Annotated in this window: 18 protein-coding genes; 11 read left to right on the top strand and 7 right to left on the bottom strand. The window is 54.8% G+C overall.

The window, feature by feature from the left end; genetic code table 11:
* The first annotated feature begins 1 nt into the window (after position 1).
* The 4 genes from HMPREF0326_RS16435 to HMPREF0326_RS16430 all read left to right on the top strand — a co-directional run bounded on the left by HMPREF0326_RS16435 (position 2) and on the right by HMPREF0326_RS16430 (position 2305).
* Positions 2–856 (top strand): HNH endonuclease signature motif containing protein, encoded by an 855-nt coding sequence (locus HMPREF0326_RS16435; RefSeq protein ID WP_020990688.1) that lies wholly within the window; start codon positions 2–4, stop codon positions 854–856.
* A complete protein-coding gene (locus tag HMPREF0326_RS14275) occupies positions 816–1097 on the top strand; it encodes a hypothetical protein (RefSeq protein WP_008686636.1) in 282 nt (93 codons plus the stop codon). The genes HMPREF0326_RS16435 and HMPREF0326_RS14275 overlap by 41 nt, the downstream gene beginning before the upstream one ends.
* Before the next feature lie 83 nt (positions 1098–1180).
* Positions 1181–1708: a hypothetical protein gene (locus HMPREF0326_RS14270; RefSeq protein ID WP_020990687.1), complete on the top strand. Its 528-nt coding sequence runs from the start codon at positions 1181–1183 to the stop codon at positions 1706–1708.
* 27 nt (positions 1709–1735) lie between these two features.
* On the top strand, positions 1736–2305 hold the full coding sequence (locus HMPREF0326_RS16430) for a phage tail protein (RefSeq protein ID WP_020990686.1): 570 nt from the start codon (positions 1736–1738) through the stop codon (positions 2303–2305).
* Positions 2306–2427: 122 nt separating this feature from the next.
* Here the strand turns inward: HMPREF0326_RS16430 and HMPREF0326_RS17090 are convergent, their stop codons facing one another.
* The 6 genes from HMPREF0326_RS17090 to HMPREF0326_RS16420 form a co-directional block, all read right to left on the bottom strand.
* Entirely contained in the window at positions 2428–2811 is a 384-nt protein-coding gene (locus tag HMPREF0326_RS17090) for a hypothetical protein (RefSeq protein ID WP_051149949.1), read from the bottom strand.
* 1079 nt (positions 2812–3890) lie between these two features.
* Positions 3891–4217, bottom strand: coding sequence for a hypothetical protein (locus tag HMPREF0326_RS14255; RefSeq protein WP_051149948.1), 327 nt, complete (start codon positions 4215–4217; stop codon positions 3891–3893).
* 901 nt (positions 4218–5118) lie between these two features.
* Positions 5119–6954, bottom strand: a complete 1836-nt coding sequence (gene traI, locus HMPREF0326_RS17465) for a TraI/MobA(P) family conjugative relaxase (protein WP_332248640.1) — start codon at positions 6952–6954, stop codon at positions 5119–5121.
* On the bottom strand, positions 6951–7277 hold the full coding sequence (locus HMPREF0326_RS14235; protein ID WP_008686507.1) for a plasmid mobilization protein: 327 nt from the start codon (positions 7275–7277) through the stop codon (positions 6951–6953). The genes traI and HMPREF0326_RS14235 overlap by 4 nt, the downstream gene beginning before the upstream one ends.
* A 1-nt stretch (position 7278) precedes the next feature.
* The gene (locus HMPREF0326_RS15665; RefSeq protein ID WP_020990683.1) at positions 7279–8160 is read right to left on the bottom strand and encodes a Rha family transcriptional regulator; all 882 of its coding nucleotides are present in this window, start codon (positions 8158–8160) and stop codon (positions 7279–7281) included.
* A 230-nt stretch (positions 8161–8390) separates the two neighbouring features.
* Positions 8391–9254 carry a tyrosine-type recombinase/integrase gene (locus HMPREF0326_RS16420; protein ID WP_008686445.1) on the bottom strand — a complete coding sequence of 288 codons (864 nt, stop codon included), beginning with the start codon at positions 9252–9254 and terminating at the stop codon, positions 8391–8393.
* Between the two features lie 316 nt (positions 9255–9570).
* Here HMPREF0326_RS16420 and HMPREF0326_RS14225 point away from each other — a divergent pair, with 316 nt between their 5' ends.
* From HMPREF0326_RS14225 to HMPREF0326_RS14210, 6 genes are all read left to right on the top strand, one after another.
* On the top strand, positions 9571–10689 hold the full coding sequence (locus HMPREF0326_RS14225) for a tyrosine-type recombinase/integrase (RefSeq protein ID WP_008686448.1): 1119 nt from the start codon (positions 9571–9573) through the stop codon (positions 10687–10689).
* A 201-nt stretch (positions 10690–10890) separates the two neighbouring features.
* Positions 10891–11328, top strand: a complete 438-nt coding sequence (locus HMPREF0326_RS14220) for a hypothetical protein (protein ID WP_147568343.1) — start codon at positions 10891–10893, stop codon at positions 11326–11328.
* Positions 11329–11756: 428 nt separating this feature from the next.
* On the top strand, positions 11757–12911 hold the full coding sequence (locus tag HMPREF0326_RS16415) for an AAA family ATPase (RefSeq protein WP_008686452.1): 1155 nt from the start codon (positions 11757–11759) through the stop codon (positions 12909–12911).
* The gene (locus HMPREF0326_RS17075) at positions 12911–13681 is read left to right on the top strand and encodes a hypothetical protein (RefSeq protein WP_008686453.1); all 771 of its coding nucleotides are present in this window, start codon (positions 12911–12913) and stop codon (positions 13679–13681) included. Before HMPREF0326_RS16415 ends, HMPREF0326_RS17075 begins: the two co-directional genes overlap by 1 nt.
* 185 nt (positions 13682–13866) lie before the next feature.
* On the top strand, positions 13867–14493 hold the full coding sequence (locus HMPREF0326_RS14215; protein WP_008686455.1) for a tetratricopeptide repeat protein: 627 nt from the start codon (positions 13867–13869) through the stop codon (positions 14491–14493).
* A gap of 5 nt (positions 14494–14498) precedes the next feature.
* Positions 14499–14933 (top strand): type II toxin-antitoxin system YhaV family toxin, encoded by a 435-nt coding sequence (locus HMPREF0326_RS14210; protein WP_008686457.1) that lies wholly within the window; start codon positions 14499–14501, stop codon positions 14931–14933.
* Positions 14934–15013: 80 nt separating this feature from the next.
* Here the strand turns inward: HMPREF0326_RS14210 and HMPREF0326_RS14205 are convergent, their stop codons facing one another.
* Entirely contained in the window at positions 15014–19942 is a 4929-nt protein-coding gene (locus HMPREF0326_RS14205; RefSeq protein WP_020990682.1) for a hypothetical protein, read from the bottom strand.
* Between the two features lie 576 nt (positions 19943–20518).
* Here HMPREF0326_RS14205 and HMPREF0326_RS17265 point away from each other — a divergent pair.
* Positions 20519–20833 carry a hypothetical protein gene (locus tag HMPREF0326_RS17265; RefSeq protein ID WP_198012628.1) on the top strand — a complete coding sequence of 105 codons (315 nt, stop codon included), beginning with the start codon at positions 20519–20521 and terminating at the stop codon, positions 20831–20833.
* Positions 20834–20975 lie beyond the last annotated feature (142 nt).

Raw genomic sequence — 20975 nt, 5'->3', positions numbered from 1 at the left:
TATGTTCAGGTATTCAGACGAAATGATCAGCTTTCTTCGTGAGCATAAAGAGAAAATGAAATATATTGAGCTCACAAAAGAATTTAACAAAAGATTTGGACAAAACAAATCTATTCGGGCTATTAAGAGAGTTTGCTTTGATAATGAACTATGTAAAAAAGTTAGATATGACAACGAGATTAAAGAATTTATAAAAGATATCATATCAGGATTAAGCTACAGTGAAATAACAAAAATAGTTAATGAAAAATTTAAAACTAATAAATCAGTTCGACAAATAAAATCTTTTTGTATTTACCATAATATATATAACGGGAAAGGTAAAAAAATTCCTGAACAATTTGTATTTACCGATGAAATGATTAAGTTCATCAAAAAAAATATACAAAATATGAAATATAATGAATTAACAGTTCAATTCAATAAATATTTTTCTGTCAACATCTCAAAAAGTATTTTGAAAAATAAATGCTACAGCCTTGGATTTTTTAATGGAGTCACTTTTGATCAACCGTTATTCACAGAACACCTTGGTAAGGATGGATACCTTATAAAAACAGAAAAAGGGTGGATTCCAAAGCAAAGATTTTTATGGGAGCAAAAGAACGGGCCAGTACCAGACGGATATTGTATCATATTTGCTGATGGAGACAAAACAAATTTTAACGAAAACAATCTTATCAAGGTAAATAGAAAAGAACACTTCCACTTGAACAAACGCAAATTAAGATTTTCCGATCCTGAATACACAAAAGCAGGATTAAACATTGTCAAACTATTTCTCAAAGCAGAAGAACGCCAAAAGGAGATCGACGATGAAGAACCAGAGAAAAAGAATCAGCCGGAAGAAGCCTGAATTGTTTCTGGGCGATATTTACGATTCTGGCGACCCGGAAGTGGATCGCTATATGATTACGGCTTTTAAAGAAGAAAATAAAAAAGTGGATTTATCGCTGACTGAGGCGCAAATACGTAGAGAATTCGATAATGCCCAGGAGCGCGTAGTGATCCGCCTCGCCTGGAAGTTCAAACACCTCCTTTCGCCCCGGATGCAGAAAATTCTAGAGGCCCAGCACCCAAGGCCGGACAATATATAACAATTTTCATGCAAATATTTTTTACAATAAAAAATTATTTACATTGAAAAATTATTCAATAGAAAAATAATTAAGGAGACTCCATGAAAAACCGTATTCTTTCCCTTCTCTGCGCGGCATTCCTCCTGCTGCCCCTGCTGGTCAGCGTGCCGATGTCCGCGCATGCGGCTGTCTCCAAGGTTTTTTCCAGTCCGCCGGAGGGTTCTGATTTCGGTGATTGGATGGTGGTCACAGGGCCGGGCTTTGACGGGGCTTGTCTCAGTTACATGCTCGAAAACATTCCCATCAAGGCCGAAAGGCTTCAGATCGCGTTCCCGTCCTCCCCGGAGATGATTGAATTCCACCAGGGAAAGATCATCCGCTATACGGGAATGATTTATGGCCCGTCTTCCGTGAATCTGAAAAACATCCGCAAGGTGACATTCACGCCGGAAAGGCCGCCGAAAGCCATGGGGGGCGACCAGGACAAGGCGATTGCCGTTTATTCGCTCAACGCGGATATGGGCGACATGGCTCTGGACATTGAGGCGCTTACTCTCTGGCTCAATGGTAAACAATGCAAACTGGACTACTCAGCGCAGGAAAAAGAATACACCCTGCGCTGCAAGTAACCGATTTGGACAATCAGGAGCCCCCACATGAAAAAACGCATTTTAAGCCTTTTTGCAGCGCTGTTTTTCCTCCTGCCCCTTCTGGCGTCCTCTCCGATCCACGGCGCTGACGCCACCAGCTTTGATCCCACGAGGGTGGAAGTTAAGGCCAAAGGCTCCGGCGGCGTCCCGGTCGGAATGATCCTCGCGTGGCCAGTTGGCCAGAATCCGGAAGATATGGATAACTGGCTGGAATGTAACGGACAAAACATATCACCGTCAGTTTACCCGGAACTGTTTGCGGTTCTCGGCGGCCAGGTGCCCGATCTGCGTGGGCTGTTTCTGCGTGGGCACGGCGGAAACAGCGCTGCCCTGGGCGTTCAGCAGGGGGACGCAATTCGGAATATTACTGGAAAATTTGGATTTGATGATCAATTTGCGTGGAACGGTTATGATGGGGCATTTGCTGATGCTGGTTATGCTCCCTATGGTGCGGCAAATGAAAAACGAGAGTTTGGAGCGGCAGTTATATTTGACGCTTCCCGAGTTGTACCCACAGCCGGGGAAAACCGCCCTGTTAATCAGGCTGTGCGCTACCTGATCCGCGCCCACCCCTAATGCTTGCCAAACAGGTATGGAGGCGTTATTTAAAAAGGGAACCCCGGCCCCTGCGGGAACAGGAACCGGGGCTGGCACGGCGCGTGAGCGCCCCTTTGCTACACGGCTACCGGGTTACAGTCTTATTTCGACCCCGTATCAGCGTCACCTGATACGGGGTCAACTGCTATCTGGCTGAAGAAGCCAGCAGCAGGACGAGTATCAGCGCGACGAGCGTGGTCAAAAGCAGACGCAACATGGCTGATACCCCCTTTACCGGCGTTGCCGGGAAATTGCGCCGTGCCGACGCATAGGGGGTAGCCGTGTCCGCTTCTTATATCTGGATTCTTCTCGCCCGGCAACGCTTTGCCAGTCAGCCCCGCGCGTACCCGGAACTGTTCGCGGTTGTGGGCGGCCAGGTGCCCGATCTGCGGGGGCTGTTTCTTCGTGGTCACGGGGGCGACTCGGCAGCGCTGGGCGTCCGGCAAGGTGACGCCATACGAAATATAACCGGCAGTTTCGGCCAACACGGTTCCGCTTCAGCCGGTGGGGTTTTCTATCGCACGGGCGGATGCGCTGAAGATATTCGCAGCTCTTACGGTACTTGGTCCGGTAATGGCGTCGGCTTTGACCTCTCTCGTGTCGTTCCGACCGCTGAAGAAAATCGCCCTGCCAATCAGGCGGTTAGGTACCTTGTCCGCGCCCGGCCATAAGGAAATGGGATGGGATTTTGTAATTTCGTGCTACTGGCCTAAAATCTCACCATCTTAAATTTCAGCGAGTTAGCGAATCGGCCGACCTGGTTCCGGATCAGCGACTGCAAGGTCATTCGTGTTACTCCTGCGAGTCACCCGGACTCTGACCAAAAATCCGGGTGGCACGCGGAGAGCATAATTCACGGGCGGGCGCGGACTAAAAATCGTACCGCTTGGTTGTCAGGCCGAACCTCATTGGCCACAGGTACACCACCGGCAGAAAGATCAAGTCCATAAGCAGTGCTCCCCCAATTGCCGTCCCACGAGCCCCTAATGACAACCACGCCATGACTACCAACAGGCTTAAAAATCCCATTTCCTGTCAGATACCCTCCGAACCCTACGCTGATGCTGCCCGCTGAAGATATGTCGCGCATGGCATGCCCCTGAGGTGAGCCTAATTCAGCGCTGTTCCCCCCGTGGCCACGCAGGAACAAGCCCCTCAAATCCGGCACTTGGCCGCCGAGAAGCGCGGACAGTTCCGGGTACGCGCCGTGTTGCTCGGCAAAGCGTTGCCGGGCGGGATGAATGTGGATATAAGGAACGGGCACGGCTACCCCCTTCCTGATCTGCGCCCGGCACGGCGCAAACTATCAAAGGGGGTGCCATCACATGAGACGCTTTGCCGTCTTGGTGTTGCTGGTACTTCTCGCCCTGCTGTTGCGGGGCGATAGTCGGCCTTAGATGAGGCTGGCCCCGTATCAGCTTACACCTGATACGGGGCCGTAGGTAAAAACGCTGCGGTAGTCGTGCACGGGGGCGCTAACCGCGCCGTGCCAGCCCCGGTTCCTGTTCGCGCAGGGGCCGGGGTTCCCTTTTTAGATAACGTCTCCATGCCTGTTTGGCAAGCATCAGGGCTTGGCGCGGATCAGGTAGCGCACAGCCAGATTCACCGGGCGAGTTTCCTCGGCTGTGGGCACTTGTAGGGATGCGTCGAGAATAACTTCATCCGGGGAGCTGTTTGCTCCTGATTCCCGGAAGTCATTGCGTCCAAAGGCTCCTCCAGGTCGAAAGATCCCTGAAGTGTTTTTAATGCCCGCGTTTGCATATTGATTGCCTGGGACAAAGCCACCAGTAATATTCCGTATAGCGTCGCCCTGCTGGACTCCCAGAGCAGCGCTCTTGCCCCCGTGCCCACGCAGAAACAGCCCCCTCAAATCCGGCACCTGGCTGCCCATAAGAACGAACAGTTCCGGGTAGGCTAACGTGTCTTGCCCACCCTGGACAGGCACAAGGTGGGTACGGATCAACTAAAGGGCGGCTACATTGCCAAGTCTATTGCCTGTTGAATTTATATTGCACAATATAAATTGGGTCTGAGCCCGCTAGGCCGGGCTGGACATTCACCCGCTACTGCCTTATCTAAAAAGGGAACCCCGGCATCTGTGGGGACAGATACCGGGGCTGGCACGGCGCGGTTAGCGCCCCCGTGCACGGCTACCGACACGGTTTCCTTTTTTCGACCCCGGCCCACCGCTAATGGGCCGGGGTCAACTCTTATCTGGCGTCAGACGTCAGTAAGAGGACCAGGGCCACAGCGACAAGCAGAGCGAAAACAAGTTTCCGCATGGCTGTGCCCTCCTTTTTCCGTTTGCGCCGTGCCGACGCTTTCAGGCCAGAGGGTAGCCGTGCCGGGTCAGCCTAGCAGGCAAACCCACGCCCGGCAATGCAGAAAAGATGTTTCAGAAGAGAAAAAGCCCTGTAAGAGGGTTGGTCCAGATGGCCAGCCAAACAAACGTGGCCCTCAGATCAATGATGCCCATGTCAATGAGGGCGTGTAACAAGGTCACAGTGACGACACCAAGAGCAATCGCCCATTTTCGCTTTTCCCACCACGCAGCCGGGTCGTCTAAGAACCTGGATACCGACATGATGATTTTCTTCCTGCTGTCCATCTGAACCTGGCTTTTTTGAAATTCGTGTTACCTAGAAAAATTTTCATGTGCGCCGTCTAGGAAACGCTATATTTTGAAAATCAAGATATCATAGTAAGTTATTATCATGAAGGCCTCGGCCGTGCCGGCCGGATCAGCCGCGCCGGCGCTCGTTGGCCAGGCTGCCGCGGCAAGACGATTCGTGTTACCGCTCCATACCCTGGTTCCTGGGCCGCTCCCGCTCCAACTGGCGCTGCCGGTGGACAACGGCGGGCCGTTCAAAGACATTCCGCCCCTTCCGCTCATAGATCTTCTGGCCACTGTCCAGCGTGTACACGAGATCGCCTGTGTCCCTGTCCAGAGACACCCGCCTTCGCTTTACGCTCCACTTGGCAGTCATATAATCCAGGGCCGTTTCCCTGGCCCCGTCGCTGAAGCTGATGCTGCGCCCGGTGTCGCAAATTTTCCCGCCATCGGGGAGCGTATAGATGATACTGCCGAGCTTGCTGATCCTGGCCGTGGTTCCACTGGCCAGGCTCTCCATCAGTGCGACGCTGATGAGGCGGTTTTTTGTTTTGGTGGAAAGCTCGGCATTCTCCAGGATTGCAGTCTTGCTGGCCAGATAGGCCGCGCGGGCCTGCATGCGACTCTGCGTTATCTCCGGCGCGATTTCCTCTTTTCTGGAGCGTAAGACGGCCAGGGCGGTTTCGTCGCCTTGGGCGGCTTTCTGCCGCAAAAAATCAAGCCAGTTGCCCGCGCCCTGGTTCACGCGCGCGGCGTGGATTTCTTCCGCTTCATACTGGCGGACCATTTTCATAAGATTAGCCCTGGTCCTGCGCGCTATGGGCCTGCGCTGCAAGTCCATGCGCTGTTGCTCCCACTTCCGGCGGATATCTTCCAGGCCTATTTTTTGGACCTGGCGCTGTTCCTGGAACTCCTGCCAGAGCTGATTCCGGTTCGGTGCCTTCTGAAGCGGATCAGCGCCGTAGCGTCGTTCGCTTTCCGGCATTGCTCCCCTGGATGGCTGGAAGGCTCCAAACCGGGCTTCCAGCTTCTTCCGGGATAAATCCCGATGCACGGCGCTGGCCTTGGCCATGTGCCGCCCATGTCGGTCCTTGACCACAAGTCCGGCCCCGCGCGGCTTCAGCTCCAGGCCATGCCGGGCAAAGGCGCAATGCACGTCCTCCCAGGAACGCGCATTTTCCAATATGGCCAGAATGGCCTCGCCCTGGTCGCGCGCGTAGCCCTCAAAAGACTGTCGGCCGGTGTGCGCCTCCACGGTTGCGGCCCTTTCACCAAGGCCCTGTTCCTGGGCCTTATCCCGGCCGTTGTCGATGACAAGGCCGTATTCCTTCTCCAACTCCCGGCAGAGCTTGTCGCGCTTGATATAGTCCCGCCAGGGCTCCACGCGCGTCAGCTTTTCCGGGTGGATCAGATTATAAGCGACGTGCATGTGCATGTTTTCCGTGTTGACGTGGACGCCGCAATGCCGCTGATGTTCCGATAGCCCCAAAGCCAGGGCAAAGCGTTCCTCAATGGCCTTGAATGTTTCCGGCGTCAGCCTGGTTTCATCTTCCGGCCGGAAACTCACAATCAGATGATAGGTTTTCTCCTGGGTGGTGCGCGTATTAAGCGCCTGGGTATCGGCCACTTCCTGGATGGCCAGCTCGTAATCGTCCCCGGCCCAGCACCCGGCGCACCAGCTCATGAGGCATTTTTCAGGTTTTACATCTTCGGGAAGATCAGCGTGCCGTCGCACGCCGCCATCGGCGCGTCGATCAAGGCGTGCATCAGCAGGCAGAAAATCCGCAGCTCCTCTTTCCTGTCCTTGCGAGTAAGATGCCAGACGGCATTCGGACAGCCGACGCATGCGGTTTCCGGCAATGCCTTGACCTGTTTCAAAGTGGCGCTGCGGATCATAGTGCCGTTGTCCATCGCTAAACTCCTGCTGCATGTCATGTTCACGCCCGGCGGCAATGTAATTTGCCAGCCGGGCGTAGTTATCATTTTTAGGGGCACACGGAATCCGCTTGCTGATCATAGCGCCCTGATCCTGGCCTTCAGGCTTGCCTGAAGCTGATCAATCTTATGGAGCAGTCCGTAAATCTGCTCCTTATGGCCGGTGGCCAGAGCCTGCTTGAGCAGGCCGCCCAGCCGCCCCAGATCGGCGTTGACCTTCAGCAGCTCCCGCCGGGCCTGCTGGTCCTCCCGGCTCTCCACCCGGAAGCCCAGACACACACGCCGGGCGAACTCCGACATGCTCAGCCCGGCCCGGTCGCTGGACTCCATGATAAGAGTGAACTCCTCCGGCGTCACATAGGCTTGTAGCCGTTCCGTGCGTTTGGGCTTCTTTTCTTCCGGCATGCTACCAGACCCGCGCTTCCAAGGTATGATTGGCAATCCCTCCCCAAAGAACGAAAAGGGCCTTGAGGGTGTCCCGTTCGCTCACAATGTCGTCCAGGCTATCCACACCACAACGGTTAAGAATATAGTTGCGAATATCTGTCTCCGAGAAGTCGGTCACCTGACGCCAGAAAGTCAGCATCCCCTGAAAAGCATCCCTCAACTCCACTGAAGCCGGATTGCTCTCTTGACGCTCCCAGGTGTGCACGAAAAAAAGCTTTTTAAAAGTATTGGTAATGGCCTCCATGAAATCGGATTGGGGCAAATCCTCAATCCTTTCAATATGCATTTTCTCGCAAAACCGCGCCACAGCTTCATCCCAGGTCATTTCTTGAACAAATGACTCCATATGGAGCAAACCATGCACGGCTTTAGCGTCGCTCTTGGATATTTTTCGCCTGGGCCTGAAGAAACGACTACGCTCCTTGGGGGAGATGGCTTTCTCCTCTTCTTCCAGAATGGGCCTCGGTTCTTCCGGCCGTCTGGCCAGCAGCGCCGCTTCCATCGCGTTAAACGCCTCCAGGAACTTCTCTTTCCAGGCCGCCTTCTTGCCCGTGAAGCCCATGGCCAGGAAGGCGAAGCCGTCGCGGGTGATCTGATAAAAGGAATATTTTCGCCCATCTGGTGCTAACTCACTGGAATAATTACAGAGCTGAAAATTCAGCTCTAGAAACTCCTTCGAGCACTCCAAATTTTCAATCGCCTGAAGCACGTTTTTGTGCTCCTTCTCGAAGGCATTGGCGACGGTCAGCGACGTGGTGAACATCTTGCCGTCGTTAATCTCAACAATGTTTTCAATGGGTTGCGTGGTGATTTCCTGTTCGTTGGTCTGGCTGTCTTCCATGATTTTCTCCCTGTTTTTAGCGTTGAGCCGAAGGCGAATAAGCAAGCCACCCCCGGCGTTGAGGGGGCAGGACGTAAAGTCGTCACTTGAAAAGTGACGTTACTTTACCTGTCCTGTCTTCTTCTGCATTGATTATCTTTGCAACTATTAACAAATTTCCGCAAAAGCTGTCAGCACAATTGCAGAAAGTTGCAGAAGGTTGCGATTTTTTGCATTGATGATATGTAATACTATGAAATACAAGGCAAAAATTTAAGAGCATTTCGGCCTTGATCCGGCGCAAGATGCGCATAGCGTTCAGTTACGCGAACAGAGCTGTGTCCTAAAAGATTGCTGACAACCTGCAATGATACTCCACGCTGCACAAGCCAACTTGCAAATGTATGACGTAGAGTATGAAAAACAACACGATAACGATTATCTATAATGCCTTCATTTAATCCGCTTATCTCAACTGCTCTTCTGAATTTTTTTGATATTTTTACAAATTGCTTATTAGAGCTTTCTTCCTGATGAAAAAGAAGCTCTGCATTTTTTCTATGATATTTTTTTACAATGTTTAGGGATGGACTATTCAATGGAACAATACGCTGCTTGAGATTTTTTGTTTTATGCAAAATAATATTCTCTTGTGGAACATTTATATTGGCTCCACGCAAAGAAAAAATCTCACTCGCCCGCATTCCTGTATTAAGAGAAAGCAAGGCTATGTCATGCCAAAGCTGAGAGAGATTGCGTAACACCTGCAAAAGACTAGTGGCCTCCTCCGGCTCAAGATAACGGTAACGCACGCTGTCGGCTGGGGGCATTTCAAAATATGGCAGTTGGCCTTCCAGTAGCCCTAACCGATGAGCGCGACGCATGATGCGCCGCAACTGGCCAAGGCATAGCCTGACGGTTTGCGGAGAAAGTCCTTTCTCAAACAGGTGGTTTGTATAAAATTGAATATCCAGGGTTTTTATTGACGTTAGAGTTTTTCCGTGCCAATAAGTTTGCAGATGGACACGGTAACGGCTCATATCCGTCAAATACCCGTATGGGGTCAGGTGGCGGGTCGCAAGATAGCTGTTCCAGGCTTCATCTAACGTAAGCATAACGCCTCCAAAAGGTTTTTCCTCTGGAGGTGTACGGAAAAAACAAGTCTTCCTTTATGCTGCGGGGTGATAGGTCTTCAAAACCGGTGGCAGGCTTTACGGTCTGCGGTAGGTTCGACTCCTATGCGTCCCCGCCAAACAAGGTTCATAAGAGTTCATGAAAGTCCGCAAAGCCTTTGTGCTGAGCGGATTTTCGCTTTTTAAGGGTTCGCCTGCTTCCGCCTAAGTACGTTGACAGCCGCCTTTTCGTTGGTACCTGTGTTGGCATAAAACGGAAGCCGCACATACCAACCATCAATGTACCAACAAGGGCGATATGGCACTGTCAGACACGCTGTTGAGGGGATTGAAGGCCACGGGCCGCACACTGAAAAAGGCGGACGGCGGCGGGCGTTATATCCATGTCTACGCCAAGGGCGGGAAGTATTGGCGCTTGGCATATCGCTTCGGCGGCAAGCAAAAAACGTTGGCCCTAGGCGTGTATCCAGACATTTCTTTGAAAGAGGCCCGCAAGCGGCGGGATGAGGCGCGAACCTTGCTGGCCCACGGCGTAGACCCTAGCGAGCACAAAAAGGAAGTCAAAGCCGCCGCCGTTGTCATTGCGGAAGAAAAAACCAGGACATTTGAAACCGTGGCGCGCGAGTGGTTTGCGACAAAGACAACACAATTGACCGAGGGCTATAAAAAACAACTGCTCTCACGGTTGGAAAATCATATCTTCCCGTTCATTGGAAGCATCCCCTTTGCAACCCTGGAGCCTGCTCATATCCTTGAAGCGGTCCGGCACACACAGAGCCGGGGTGCTGTTGAAATGTCTCATAGGTTGACCCAACTTATGGGGAAAATTTGCAGATATGCTCGGATTGTCGGATATGCAAAATTCGACGTTGCGGCGGGCCTGCACGAAGCTTTGCCCCCAATCCCCAAAGACAGGCACCACGCAACGATAACCGACCCGGCAGCCATAGGACGGCTGCTCCAAGCCATCGACGGCTATCAGGGCGACCCTGTAACCCGCCATGCGTTGCAAACCCTCCCCTACCTTTTCGTCCGCTCCGTTGAGTTGCGCGGGGCCGCGTGGGCAGAGATAGACATTGCCAGGGCTGAGTGGCTCATCCCCGCCGGGCGCATGAAGATGCGCCGCCCCCATATTGTGCCGCTGGCCCGGCAAGTATTAGAACTGCTTGAATCCCTACGCGAATATTCGGGGCGATCCCTGCTGCTGTTTCCCTCCCCCTTCACCATGACCCGTTGCATGTCGAATATGGGCCTGCTCAATGCGCTGCGGCGTATGGGCTACACTAAGGGGGAGATGACAATTCATGGTTTCCGGAGCATGGCTTCTACTCTGCTCAACGAACAAGGGTACAGGTCGGACATTATCGAGGCACAACTCGCCCACGGGGGAACGCGACAGTGTGCGGCGCGCATATAACCATGCCCTATATCTGGATGAGCGCCGCCGCATGATGCAGTAATGGGCGGGTTCTTCATTTTTCTCTTTATGAACAGCCACAGGCCGTATGTGGGCACTGAAACGAGCGCATATGGCCCGGCCCCGGACTTTTCGTATACCATTGAGGCCAGACGGAAGCCCGACCCGGCTGAGTGCGCCAGAATAAATAAAAAGTATTCCATGAATTTTGACTGCGAAATCACGCCGGCGGAAGACCTACGCGCCATCCCCTATGACCGTCTTCCCCTGGATGAAAAGATTGACCAAACCCTGACAGCTTTTTTTAAAATGATTGCCAAGGTGTTCGGGCGGGAATTTCACGCGTTCAGAAACTTTCCCCTTTTTCTGGCGCTCTGCGCCGCGGCCCCTCTGGCGGCGCTGGGTGGGCTGCATCTGTTGTGGCGGCTGCTGCGCCGCATGGCGCGGGGCGTCAGGAGCGAAGCGCCCGCGAAGCCGTATTACAAGACCGTGCTGGGGGTGTTTGCGCTGGTCATGCTGCTGCTTTGCGCCGGAGTGGTGATCAGCGCGCTTCTGAACAGGCCCGGCGTCGTGCGGGAGGCCGTGCCGGACGCGCAGGTAGATGTTTATGGCGACACAGTGCGCGGGTTGCTGAATTGAGCTTGCCATGGGCAGGTCTGTGAGTGTTGAGCCGGGTGCGCCGTGCACCGACAGAGATAGGGCCGAGCGCTGCGGAATGAGCATGTCACCGGTGATGCATGGGGCGAGCTTATTTGCGGCAGTGTGAGGCGACGGAATGGACCAGAGCGGAGGCCCTAAGTCTTGGTACGCAGGAGACACGTAGGAGCGGCAGAGGTTTTTCGTCGCGTCCTCTGGGGGAAAATAGCTTGGCTTTGAATGCATCACATGGTATGGATTATAAAGTTTTCGTAGCTCTCCAGTAATAAATTGCACTTCGTAGCTGACGTTAGGGAGCCCATGCCAAGAGGCATTTTCACCTGACCCGCCCAATGCCTACCGGAGGCAAATCCAGCTTCATACTGGTCATCTTTTAGACCCATTCAGCTATTTTAAACACTGGCTAAACTATGATGGACAGAATTACCGCTCTTCATATTGATAAATTTAAATCGCTGAATGATTTTTCACTTCCTTTTCCAAAAGATGGGAATATACTTTTTTTAATTGGTAATAATGGTAGCGGAAAATCCACTGTACTCCAGTGCCTTGATTTCATTGGCGCAATTTTTCGGGGAAATCTCACAAGCTGGTTTAATAGTCGAGGCTGGAATCCGCTTGATATTATGTCATCAAAAAAAATGCGCACGATCTCACTTAAATTAGAAGGTTGTTTTGATAAAAAACACATTTCATGGGAAGCATCATACAATACAATACTCAGAAGATGTATAACAGAAAAAATGCTGATTGATGGTGAACACATTCTCAGTGTTTCTGAAGGAAAAGTTACTTGTAATAATAACATATATCCAATTGTAAATGAATTCGAAGGATCTATCTTAGCTCATTTAAAACAAAATTTTATCAAAAATGGGAATACAGCTAATAAATTTTCCTCGTATATAAGAGGAATGCATTCTTTTGACACACTCAATTCCTTACAGCTTCGAGCCAGATCTCGGCGTACCTCTGGAGGTATTGGGCGTGGAGGAGAACGTGTTGCAGGTGTCTTTTCTGGCCTTTCATCAGCACAAAAAGATAAAATTAATTCTAGACTAAAAGATATTTACCCATGGTTCCATTCGGCACGTGCAATAACCCGGAGAGCTGGCTGGACAGATATTGAATTTACTGAAGAGTCTGAATCTGGAATTATTAGAGTATCGGCTACACACACCTGCGATGGGTTATTAAGGATACTTGCCTTTCTTACAGAAATTGAAACACTTGATACATTTATTATCTTTGATGAAATTGAAAATGGGCTTAACCCTGAGGTAATGAAAAAGCTTATAGATTTTATTATGGATTGTAACAAACAAATACTTATAACAACACATAATCCTGTTATTCTTAATTATATTGATGAGAAGATCGCACGGGATTCTGTGATTCTCATGTATAGAAAGGAAGCTGGAAATTCAGGAGCAGTTAAATTCTTCTCTCTTCCAGGCATCAATGAGAAACTTGATTTTTTAGGACCTGGAGAGGCTTTTCTTGATTCCAGTTCAACTGAAATTTCTAAAGAGATTAGCGCGCTTGAAGAAAAAGGGCTAGAATAATGTTAGTCTTGGTTACAGGAGAAGGGCCAACAGACATTGGATGTGCGACTTCCACTGATTTATGCCCGCCTGGTAGCTGGACTCTTGGTCCGATTACACTGTTTATTGAAAAATTTATTCAAGCCCATATAGAATCTACCCTAACAGTTGGACAATTTTGGTTTGCCCCTAGAACTTATATTGCTGGTATATCTAGGCGACTTGTGCCTATGGCAATTTCAAGTGGAAGAGAAAATGACTCCGCTGAAGGGAGAAAGAGGACGCGCGCTTTAATGGCGGCGGCATTATCGCTCTCTCAGCAGCAGAGTGATGATGTACTTCCTATCTTATTCCGCGATACTGATAATCGCTCTCATGATACTAGACGAAATACAGAAATTCGGAATTCAATAAAAACAGCATCCTGTTTTTCGCAAGACAGTAATATTTTTCATATTTGTCCTATTGTTCCATGTCCAACTTCTGAAGCATGGTTAATATGTGCCTTAAAAGAGAATTATCAAACGCAAAAGTGTGCAAGATTAGAGACTCAATTATCTGGGAGCGATACGAGTCCACATTATGCAAAAGCAATTTTGAGAGAAGTTATTGGTGACTACTCAGCAAGAACACTATGTGAGCTTATCAATAGAGGTCAGATAGACCCTTTGCGGGTATCCATGCCAAGTGTAAATAATTTTTTACAAGATTTACGCTCTGTTATTTTTAAAAGAGAACAAATTCAAATTCCCCCGAGAGCTCGACAAAATTTATGTAGAGCTGTTTCATAGTTTTCTATTTTACCTTTCCATCTCGGTATAGCCACAGATTGTGGAGTCCCCTCGCTGCGTTGCAGGCCTGCTTGGACGCGGGCCAGAAAGCCAGCGGCATAGCGTGCCTTCGCTTCAGAGGGCAAAATAAAATTCATTGAGCTTCATCTGCCCTCACAGTATCCTCCGGGCCAGAGAGGTATGCAATGCCGGTTCCCGCGCTTAAGATCAACGAATATGTCGCCAAGCTCAATACCGTGATCAAGGACGGCAGGCGCTTGGGCGATATTGACCGCTATGAAATCACAAGGGCTATCGACGCCGGTATGGGACATGATCCCGTATGCGCGCTTATTTTACAGGCTCTGCTGGCGTCCGTTGACGGGGATGCCGCTTCGGTCATGCGCTGCTTTGAGGAAGCCCTTCAAATCGCGCCGAATTCCCTTGATGTGCATGCCAATTACGCGGTTTTACTCGCCAATCACGGATATCCGGAAAAAGCATCCCAGGAAATCCGCGAAAGCCTGGCTCTCTGCAAACAGCAGAACGATTGGATATTCATCGACAGCCTTATCGTTACCGCGGTCGATATCGGCGATATGGATGCGGCGGCGGACATCATACATGCGGCCGCCCAAATGGGGATTTTCAGCCCTGTGCTGTCCCAAGCCGCAGCACTTTTGAGCATTGACGGCGAGAACGATGAGAAAGCCGTTGCCGGACTGCAGGCAGCCTTGCCGGGAGATGACCTGCGCACGGCATCAAAAATAAGCGACGAGCGGTGGGCTGAAATGAAAAAGTTTGCCGACGAACTTTCCCAGTACGTGGACTAGCCGATATGTGGGCCGCATATATTACCCGCCACCTTGACAGCCGCTTGAAGCAGCTCGAACGGAACATCGAACGGCTGCGCCGGGAAAATCAGAATCTGCGCAATCACCCTGACATACAGCTTTATGTCGGCGCTGTGAGAGGGATGGAAAAAGCGCGTCAGGATCCCACCCACCCGGAATATCTGCTCGGGAATACCCTTGGGACCGAGCACCGGGACTGGCGCAGGATAAAACGCCTGTTGCCCTCTCGTTACCGCATGTTTTTCAAATTTTTCAGCACGGATAAAGAAGTCTTCTTCGTATGGATGAACGACGCGGAGATGCTGCGCAAAGAAGGCGCGAAAAGCGATTGTTACGCCTACTTCCGCTGGATGCTTGATAGCGGCAAAGTTTCCTCCTGTAGAAACAAGCTGCTGGACAAGTCCGTTCCCAAATCCTAGCGTTTTTAGAGCAGTTAACGTGCTTCACAAACATAGCCCTGACGGAGAATTCTCCGCCGGGGCTATGTTTGTTGTTGGTGCTACCTCCCCGGCCGGGGCATAAGCACGGAAAGGGGCGTGCCCTTGCCGCGCTGCCACTGGTCCCAGCCGCGCTCGGCATTGCAGGCGGGCTTGGAGACGGGCACCCTGGCCAGGAAGCTGGCGATGTCGGCCGCGGCGTAGACAAGTTGCCTGGCCTGCTCGTCGTTGGTGACGCCCTCATGCAGGGCGCGGCCCGCCCTGCCGGTGGCCACGCTCCAGAGCTGCACGGGCGTATCCAGCGTGGTGCGCACGCCGCCCCGTTTCTGGCTGCCTTCGCCCATGCCCATGAGGGACATGAGACCGTCCCCCACGTTGCTGCCGAAAATGGGGATGCGCTGGGAGCCGAAGTCGCAGAGCGAAGACATGGCGAGCCTGGTCAGTTCCTCATTGTCGTCGTCACCGGCGTAGCCGCGCACCAGGGCCAGGAAAAGGAACATGCCGGCGGCGGGCAGAATGGTGTCGTACAGCTCGAACCTGGCCAGGCGGCCCAGGCTGATTTTGCCCTTGGCATGGGCGGTATACATGTACTTGTGGCGGGCGGCAAAGAGCGTGACGGCGCCGGCGAAGGCGTTGACGAGGCGATAGCCGTTCTGGGCGCGCAGAAAGCCGCTGCGGGACGAGGGGTCATAGTCCGGATTGGACTGCTTGACCATGGAGTCGGCAAAGTCCACGGCCTGCCGGTGGAACTCGCTGTCGGTACTGATGCCGTAGTTTGCGGCCTCCCCTTGCAGTTGGGAGAGCTTTTTGGCGTAGGCGGCCAGCCAGACCGCGCCGGTGGCGGCCATATCCACGCCCACGATGGGCAGCATGCCCGCGTTGACCAGATCTTCCCAGGCAATCTCCCGTTTGCCGATGCGGACGGATTTGGGACGCCGGGCCGGATTGAAATTGGCCATATGGCGCCGGAGGTCCTGGTCGATATTGTCCATGCGGGACTTCATATAGGGACTGACCTCCCAGATCCGGCGCATGGTCGAGAGGCCGTGACGGGACATATGCCCCATGGCGCGCAGCACGGGCCGCGCGCCCAGATCGCCCATGGCCGGGAAAACGGCGGTCATTTGCAGGGCGGCCACCTTGAGATTCCAGGCCAGGCCCCAGGGCACAAGGTATTTTCTCATGGCATTGGCGACGGAGACCACCCAGTCGCTTTTGGGCGGCGGCTCCTGCCGCACCAGACCGCGCAGGTTGGGCCGGATGGCGTCGTAATCCCTCCGGCCGTAGACGCGGGCATACTCCACACGGAAGGCGGGATTCTGGGTGACCCGGTCCGCCCGGCGCACGATCTCGCCCAATTCAATGAAGCGCACGGCGTCGTTGATGTGTTCCATGATGATGCCGGTATCCAGGCGCAGGGGCAGGACCGGCGCGCGCTCGGTGCGGGCCTGGGTATAGCCGCGCCTGGCGGCCGGAACAGAGAACATGGCCTCGTTGCGGGCCATGAGGTCTTCCTTTTCATTCCAGGCCGCCACGCGGTCGGAGACGTTGGGATCATAGCGCACGGGGTAGTAGCCGCCGGGCAGGGTGACGGCGTTGCCGGTCAGGTCCGTGAGGACAAGGGGCCGCGGCTCCACGCCCTGGGGCTTGAAGCCGAACATGCGCTCGTGCACGGCCTGGGTGTCGGCCCACTGGGTGGCCAGAGCATCCCAGATGCCCTGCACGGCCCGCCAGTCGTCCAGGCTGAGCAGGCCGGGACGGTTGCCGCCGGAGCGAGTGGGGGCGGCGTCCTGTCCTCTGGCGGCATTGAAGATGCGTGCGGCCGTCTGATCGCCCAGCAGCGTCTCCAGGGTTTCATAGTTCAGATCCGGATACCCTCTGGCGAGGCGGGCCATATTGGACCGGTTGCCGCAATTGAGGGCCAGGGCCAGGACCATGTCCGCCGTCCAGTGTTTTTTGCCGTAGGCCCGGTGCAGGCTGGGCGGCAATTCCACGGGCCTGCCGACAGCGTCCTTGAGCATGAGATTTTTGCCGTAGCGCTTCTCCCACTGCCGCACGCTGTCGGCCAGGTGGACCAGATGTGGAGCCATGGCCTGATTGACGGCTTCCACGCGCTCACGGACGCGCTGCTCGCCGCCCAGGATCTGGTCCAGCATGGTTTCCATGGGGCCGGCCTCCCCTTCGCCCGGCACATTGCTGAAGCCGTCGGCCTTGCGGAACTCCCAGCGCAGGGCGTCCACGGCGGAATAAAGCCCGCGCGCGGCGTCCTGAGCCTTGCGGCGCAGGCTGTCCGCCGGGGCATTGGGCATTTCCTTCAGGGGCCGCATGCGCGCCGCCGCCTGGTTGGCCGTCAGCTCCACCCTGGCGGCCTCGCTGTTGCGGGCATCGGTGCGGGCGTCGTAGCCGACATGGCGCAGATAGTGGAGCAGGTTTTCCACCTCCTGCAACTGGGCGGGGGTGAGATCACGCCAGGACTGACGGCCGTTCTGCAGGGCTGCGCCGGTATCGGGATTCACGCCGTCGAGCAGCCAGTCGGCAAAGCTGGGCAGAATGCCCGCCACGTCGTCGCCGGGCAGGGTTTTCTCCACCAGCTCGCGCAGGCTGGAAGCGCCCAGCGTCTGGTCAGGCAGGCCGCGCATATGGGCCAGGCCGTAACGCTCCAGCAGTTTGCGCAAGGCCTCGCGGTGAATGGTGGGGAAAGTTCCGGGCTTGGCGGCCGCTGTTCTGGCGGCCAGCTCAAGCAGTTCGTCGCTGCGGCGCAACTGGTCGCGGGAGGACCAGATCAGTTCGTTGGCCACGCGGGCATTGTCCACAGCGCGCACGGCGGCCATCACGTCGCCGTCCACCAGGGCGCGGGAGCGGTCGCGCAACGCCTTGTCGAGCATGGCCTGATAGCGTTCGGGCGTGATGTCGCGCAGGGGACTGTTGTGCAACATCTGGAAAGCCTGATTGCGGACGACGCTGCGGGGCGTGATGGAGTTGCGCACAAAGCGGTCCTGTTCTTCCACACCGCGGTAGCCCTTGCGGGCGGCGATACGCAGCACCACCTCGTCCACCTTGTCCAGATAGGCGGCGTAGCTCTCGCCGCCGTGCAGCAGGGCATCGGCTTCGGCCGCCCTGTCGTCCTCGGCCAGGCGCTGCTCGGCCAGGGCGACGGCCAGCTTTTTCTTGCTTTCGCCCCGGACCACCAGTGCGTCGTAGAGATCATGGACAAGGGCGTCCGCGTCTTCATAGCCCTGTTCCATGGCGGCCATGTCCACAGGCGAGCCATTGCCCCGGGCGTTGATGATGCCGTGCCGGGCGCGGGAAAGCTCCGCCGTCTGCTCCTCGCCGATGAGGCGGGCGACACCGGCGCGGTCGAGGCCGCCCAGGGATTGCCCCTCCGGCGTGCGCGTGCGCGCGGAGAGGTCGCCCACCATCTGCCAGAAGGGCGACGCATCCAGCCCGGCCAGGGCCTCGGCGTAGTATTCTTTATACCGCATGTTGCGTTCGCGCAGGGTGGCGCGGTCCATGGCGGCCTGCACCTCGCGCTCGGCCTGGCCGCGCATGGCGTTGAGTTCGTCCCACTCGTCATGCCGGAGCTGGCCGCTGCCCATGAAGTCGCTCTCGGCGGCCAGGACATTTCGCATCCCGCGCGTCCGGCGGATCTGTGCGTCCGTGGCCAGCATGCGGTCGAAAACGCGGCGCACGTCGTCGCTGACGGGCAGGCCCAGAATGTCGCGGGCCTGCCCGTACACTTTCAGCAGCCAGGAACGCAGGCGGGCGAAGGCCGCTTCCAGCTTGCGGCTGGGGGCCCTGCCCTCCCTGAGATATTGCTCGAAACCGAGCGCCACGGTTTCATGGAATTTCGTCCATTCTTCCGAGCCCTGGGCAAGCTCGCCTTCCACAGGAACCTGAGCCCATTGGCGCAGGGCGCGCAGATCGGCCCGGGCCTGGTCCAGGGCGTGGAGATGGCCCACGGCACGGCTGACGATGTTGGCGGCGCGGGCGTTGGCGGAAGCATGGTCGCGGGAGAGGATGCGCGCGGCCTGGTGGCCAAACCAGGGCGGGGTCTGGCCGGGCTGGAAGGTTTCGCCCTTTTCCCTGGCCCGGCGCTGCAGCTCCTCCACGGCCGCCGCATGGGCGCGCGAGGCGGCGCGGGCGTCCCGCGCATTGGCGCGCAGTTCGGCAACGGCTGTGCGCAGGGCGGCAATGCGCTTATAGGCCGGGGATTTTGCGGCATCCGCCAGCAATGCGTCCACGGTCCGGCGGACGGCCGGGGCCTCGCCCTTGAGGGCATCAGCCAGGGAGCGGCGCATGTTGCCCAGGGCGATGGAGCCGTCGTCCGCGGCCACGCGCATGAGGTCATCCAGAAAAATATGCGCGGATTCGTGCGGGATGGTGGAGAGATTGGCCTCCTTGAAAATGCGGGCGGCCGCGCTCTCGGGCGAGAGGGTGACGGAGCCCCGGACCACAGGGCCGCCCTGCCCTCCCTCTTGCGGCAGGATATGCAGGTTGACGCTGTCGGCGTCAGGAACTATTCTGTTTTCAACAGGCGCTGTCGCGTTCTGGCGAAGCTCCTGGGGGCCGGCATCCGATAGAGCCGGATCTGCTCCGGGAGCTTCGTATTTTTGACTCCATCCCTCCAAATCCTGGTTCAGGTTGTAGAATTTGTTGCCGTCGGCATCTTCCGCAATCTGCACCCCCACGCGAAGATTTTCGCCCCCCAATGCAACATCGGTTTCCAGCCAGTGAAAGGCGATAATATTATCTTTGCGCTGCTTCCTGAGCTCATGGCGCTCAATGTACGCCGCGCCCTCGATGATTTCTTTCAATTTCGGAAAAAGCCGCCACTTTCTCGGATCCGCGCCGGTGCGCGCCGCTTCGCTCCACCCTGCCTTGGTAAACCTGATTTCTCCCAGATCCTCCCGCTGCGCTGGCGTCTTCTGTAATTTCCGGTACAATTCGCGGGCGGCTTTCTGGTACTCCCTGCTGGGCGCGCCCTCCGGCACGCCCAGCTCATCGCCGCGAACCTCAATGACCGGCGCACGCCGACGGGGTATGGCGGAGGCGTCACCGGGACTCTTGTCAGTGCCGCCCTCTTCAGCTAGTGTGTGTTCAAAGCCACCCTGCTTGAGTTCAGAGACACGCCCCGCCTCGGCGGGCTTGGGTTGAGCCGGAGAGCCGCCGGCGCTCTGATAAAGCGCGGTGGCTTTGTTTTGCCGGAGCCAGTGCGCAAAAGCGCTTTGCGGGCCTTCAAAGGGCCGAAATTACTTTATATTTCATGGTGAATATGCATGAAAACAAGCGCTTATAGTGAAACAAGATCGCGCTTTCAGTGAACAAAAAAACATTGAAAGAAGCAGCATGTTAGCAAATTGCTAGCACCGCTACGGAAGACAAGGGCGGACAGGCCGGACTCGGAGATGATGCGCATTTCAAGTTCTTGTCCTACACCGCTCTCGGACCTGACCGGAATCGGTTCCCGGTCCTTCCACTCGTCGGAGGACTGCTGAATTTTAAGCGCTCCTCATATCTGCCTGAACAGAGTATTCATAACTGTGCAAAATCATTCAACGCGCTCAACTTTGAGCTGGTTGAATGCACCGACGCCAAGGGCGAAAAGCGCCCCCTCTACCTACTTTCCCCATCCCCGCGCTCATCAGAAAAACGCAGGGCATATCTCCCCAGCCGCCTACGGGCGGCTTTTTCGTGCCCGCAATATCCCGTCTTGCGGCAATATCGGCTATTTGTTAGGGATGAGCATGAAAAAAATCATCCTTGCCCTTGCCCTGATCGCGCTGCCGATCATGGCTCTGGCCTCCGGAAATACCACCAATGACAGCTTCAATACCGGGAAAAGGATGCTTGAGCGGCAAGTCTACTTTGACCACCGCGCCTGACCTGCAGGCGCGTATGAGTTGACAAAACTCAATTTTCATCTATTTTTTGCACGGGTACAGGATACGAAATGTCCACTATCGGAGAGGGGGACTGCGTATTTGTTGTGCCCCAACTTAATGTATTTTATGTGCAAGAAGTCTT

Source organism: Desulfovibrio sp. 3_1_syn3, from assembly GCF_000145315.2.
In the GTDB taxonomy this organism is placed as follows: domain Bacteria; phylum Desulfobacterota; class Desulfovibrionia; order Desulfovibrionales; family Desulfovibrionaceae; genus Desulfovibrio; species Desulfovibrio fairfieldensis.
This window is presented reverse-complemented; position numbering and strand designations above follow the sequence as displayed.

Coding starts and splice junctions, on each gene's coding strand:
- HMPREF0326_RS16435 (WP_020990688.1), top strand. CDS start 2: ATGTTCAGGTATTCAGACGAAATGATCAGCTTTCTTCGTGAGCATAAA.
- HMPREF0326_RS14275 (WP_008686636.1), top strand. CDS start 816: ATGAAGAACCAGAGAAAAAGAATCAGCCGGAAGAAGCCTGAATTGTTT.
- HMPREF0326_RS14270 (WP_020990687.1), top strand. CDS start 1,181: ATGAAAAACCGTATTCTTTCCCTTCTCTGCGCGGCATTCCTCCTGCTG.
- HMPREF0326_RS16430 (WP_020990686.1), top strand. CDS start 1,736: ATGAAAAAACGCATTTTAAGCCTTTTTGCAGCGCTGTTTTTCCTCCTG.
- HMPREF0326_RS14255 (WP_051149948.1), bottom strand. CDS start 4,217: ATGGGCAGCCAGGTGCCGGATTTGAGGGGGCTGTTTCTGCGTGGGCAC.
- traI (WP_332248640.1), bottom strand. CDS start 6,954: ATGATCAGCAAGCGGATTCCGTGTGCCCCTAAAAATGATAACTACGCC.
- HMPREF0326_RS14235 (WP_008686507.1), bottom strand. CDS start 7,277: ATGCCGGAAGAAAAGAAGCCCAAACGCACGGAACGGCTACAAGCCTAT.
- HMPREF0326_RS15665 (WP_020990683.1), bottom strand. CDS start 8,160: ATGGAAGACAGCCAGACCAACGAACAGGAAATCACCACGCAACCCATT.
- HMPREF0326_RS16420 (WP_008686445.1), bottom strand. CDS start 9,254: ATGCTTACGTTAGATGAAGCCTGGAACAGCTATCTTGCGACCCGCCAC.
- HMPREF0326_RS14225 (WP_008686448.1), top strand. CDS start 9,571: ATGGCACTGTCAGACACGCTGTTGAGGGGATTGAAGGCCACGGGCCGC.
- HMPREF0326_RS14220 (WP_147568343.1), top strand. CDS start 10,891: ATGAATTTTGACTGCGAAATCACGCCGGCGGAAGACCTACGCGCCATC.
- HMPREF0326_RS16415 (WP_008686452.1), top strand. CDS start 11,757: ATGATGGACAGAATTACCGCTCTTCATATTGATAAATTTAAATCGCTG.
- HMPREF0326_RS17075 (WP_008686453.1), top strand. CDS start 12,911: ATGTTAGTCTTGGTTACAGGAGAAGGGCCAACAGACATTGGATGTGCG.
- HMPREF0326_RS14215 (WP_008686455.1), top strand. CDS start 13,867: ATGCCGGTTCCCGCGCTTAAGATCAACGAATATGTCGCCAAGCTCAAT.
- HMPREF0326_RS14210 (WP_008686457.1), top strand. CDS start 14,499: ATGTGGGCCGCATATATTACCCGCCACCTTGACAGCCGCTTGAAGCAG.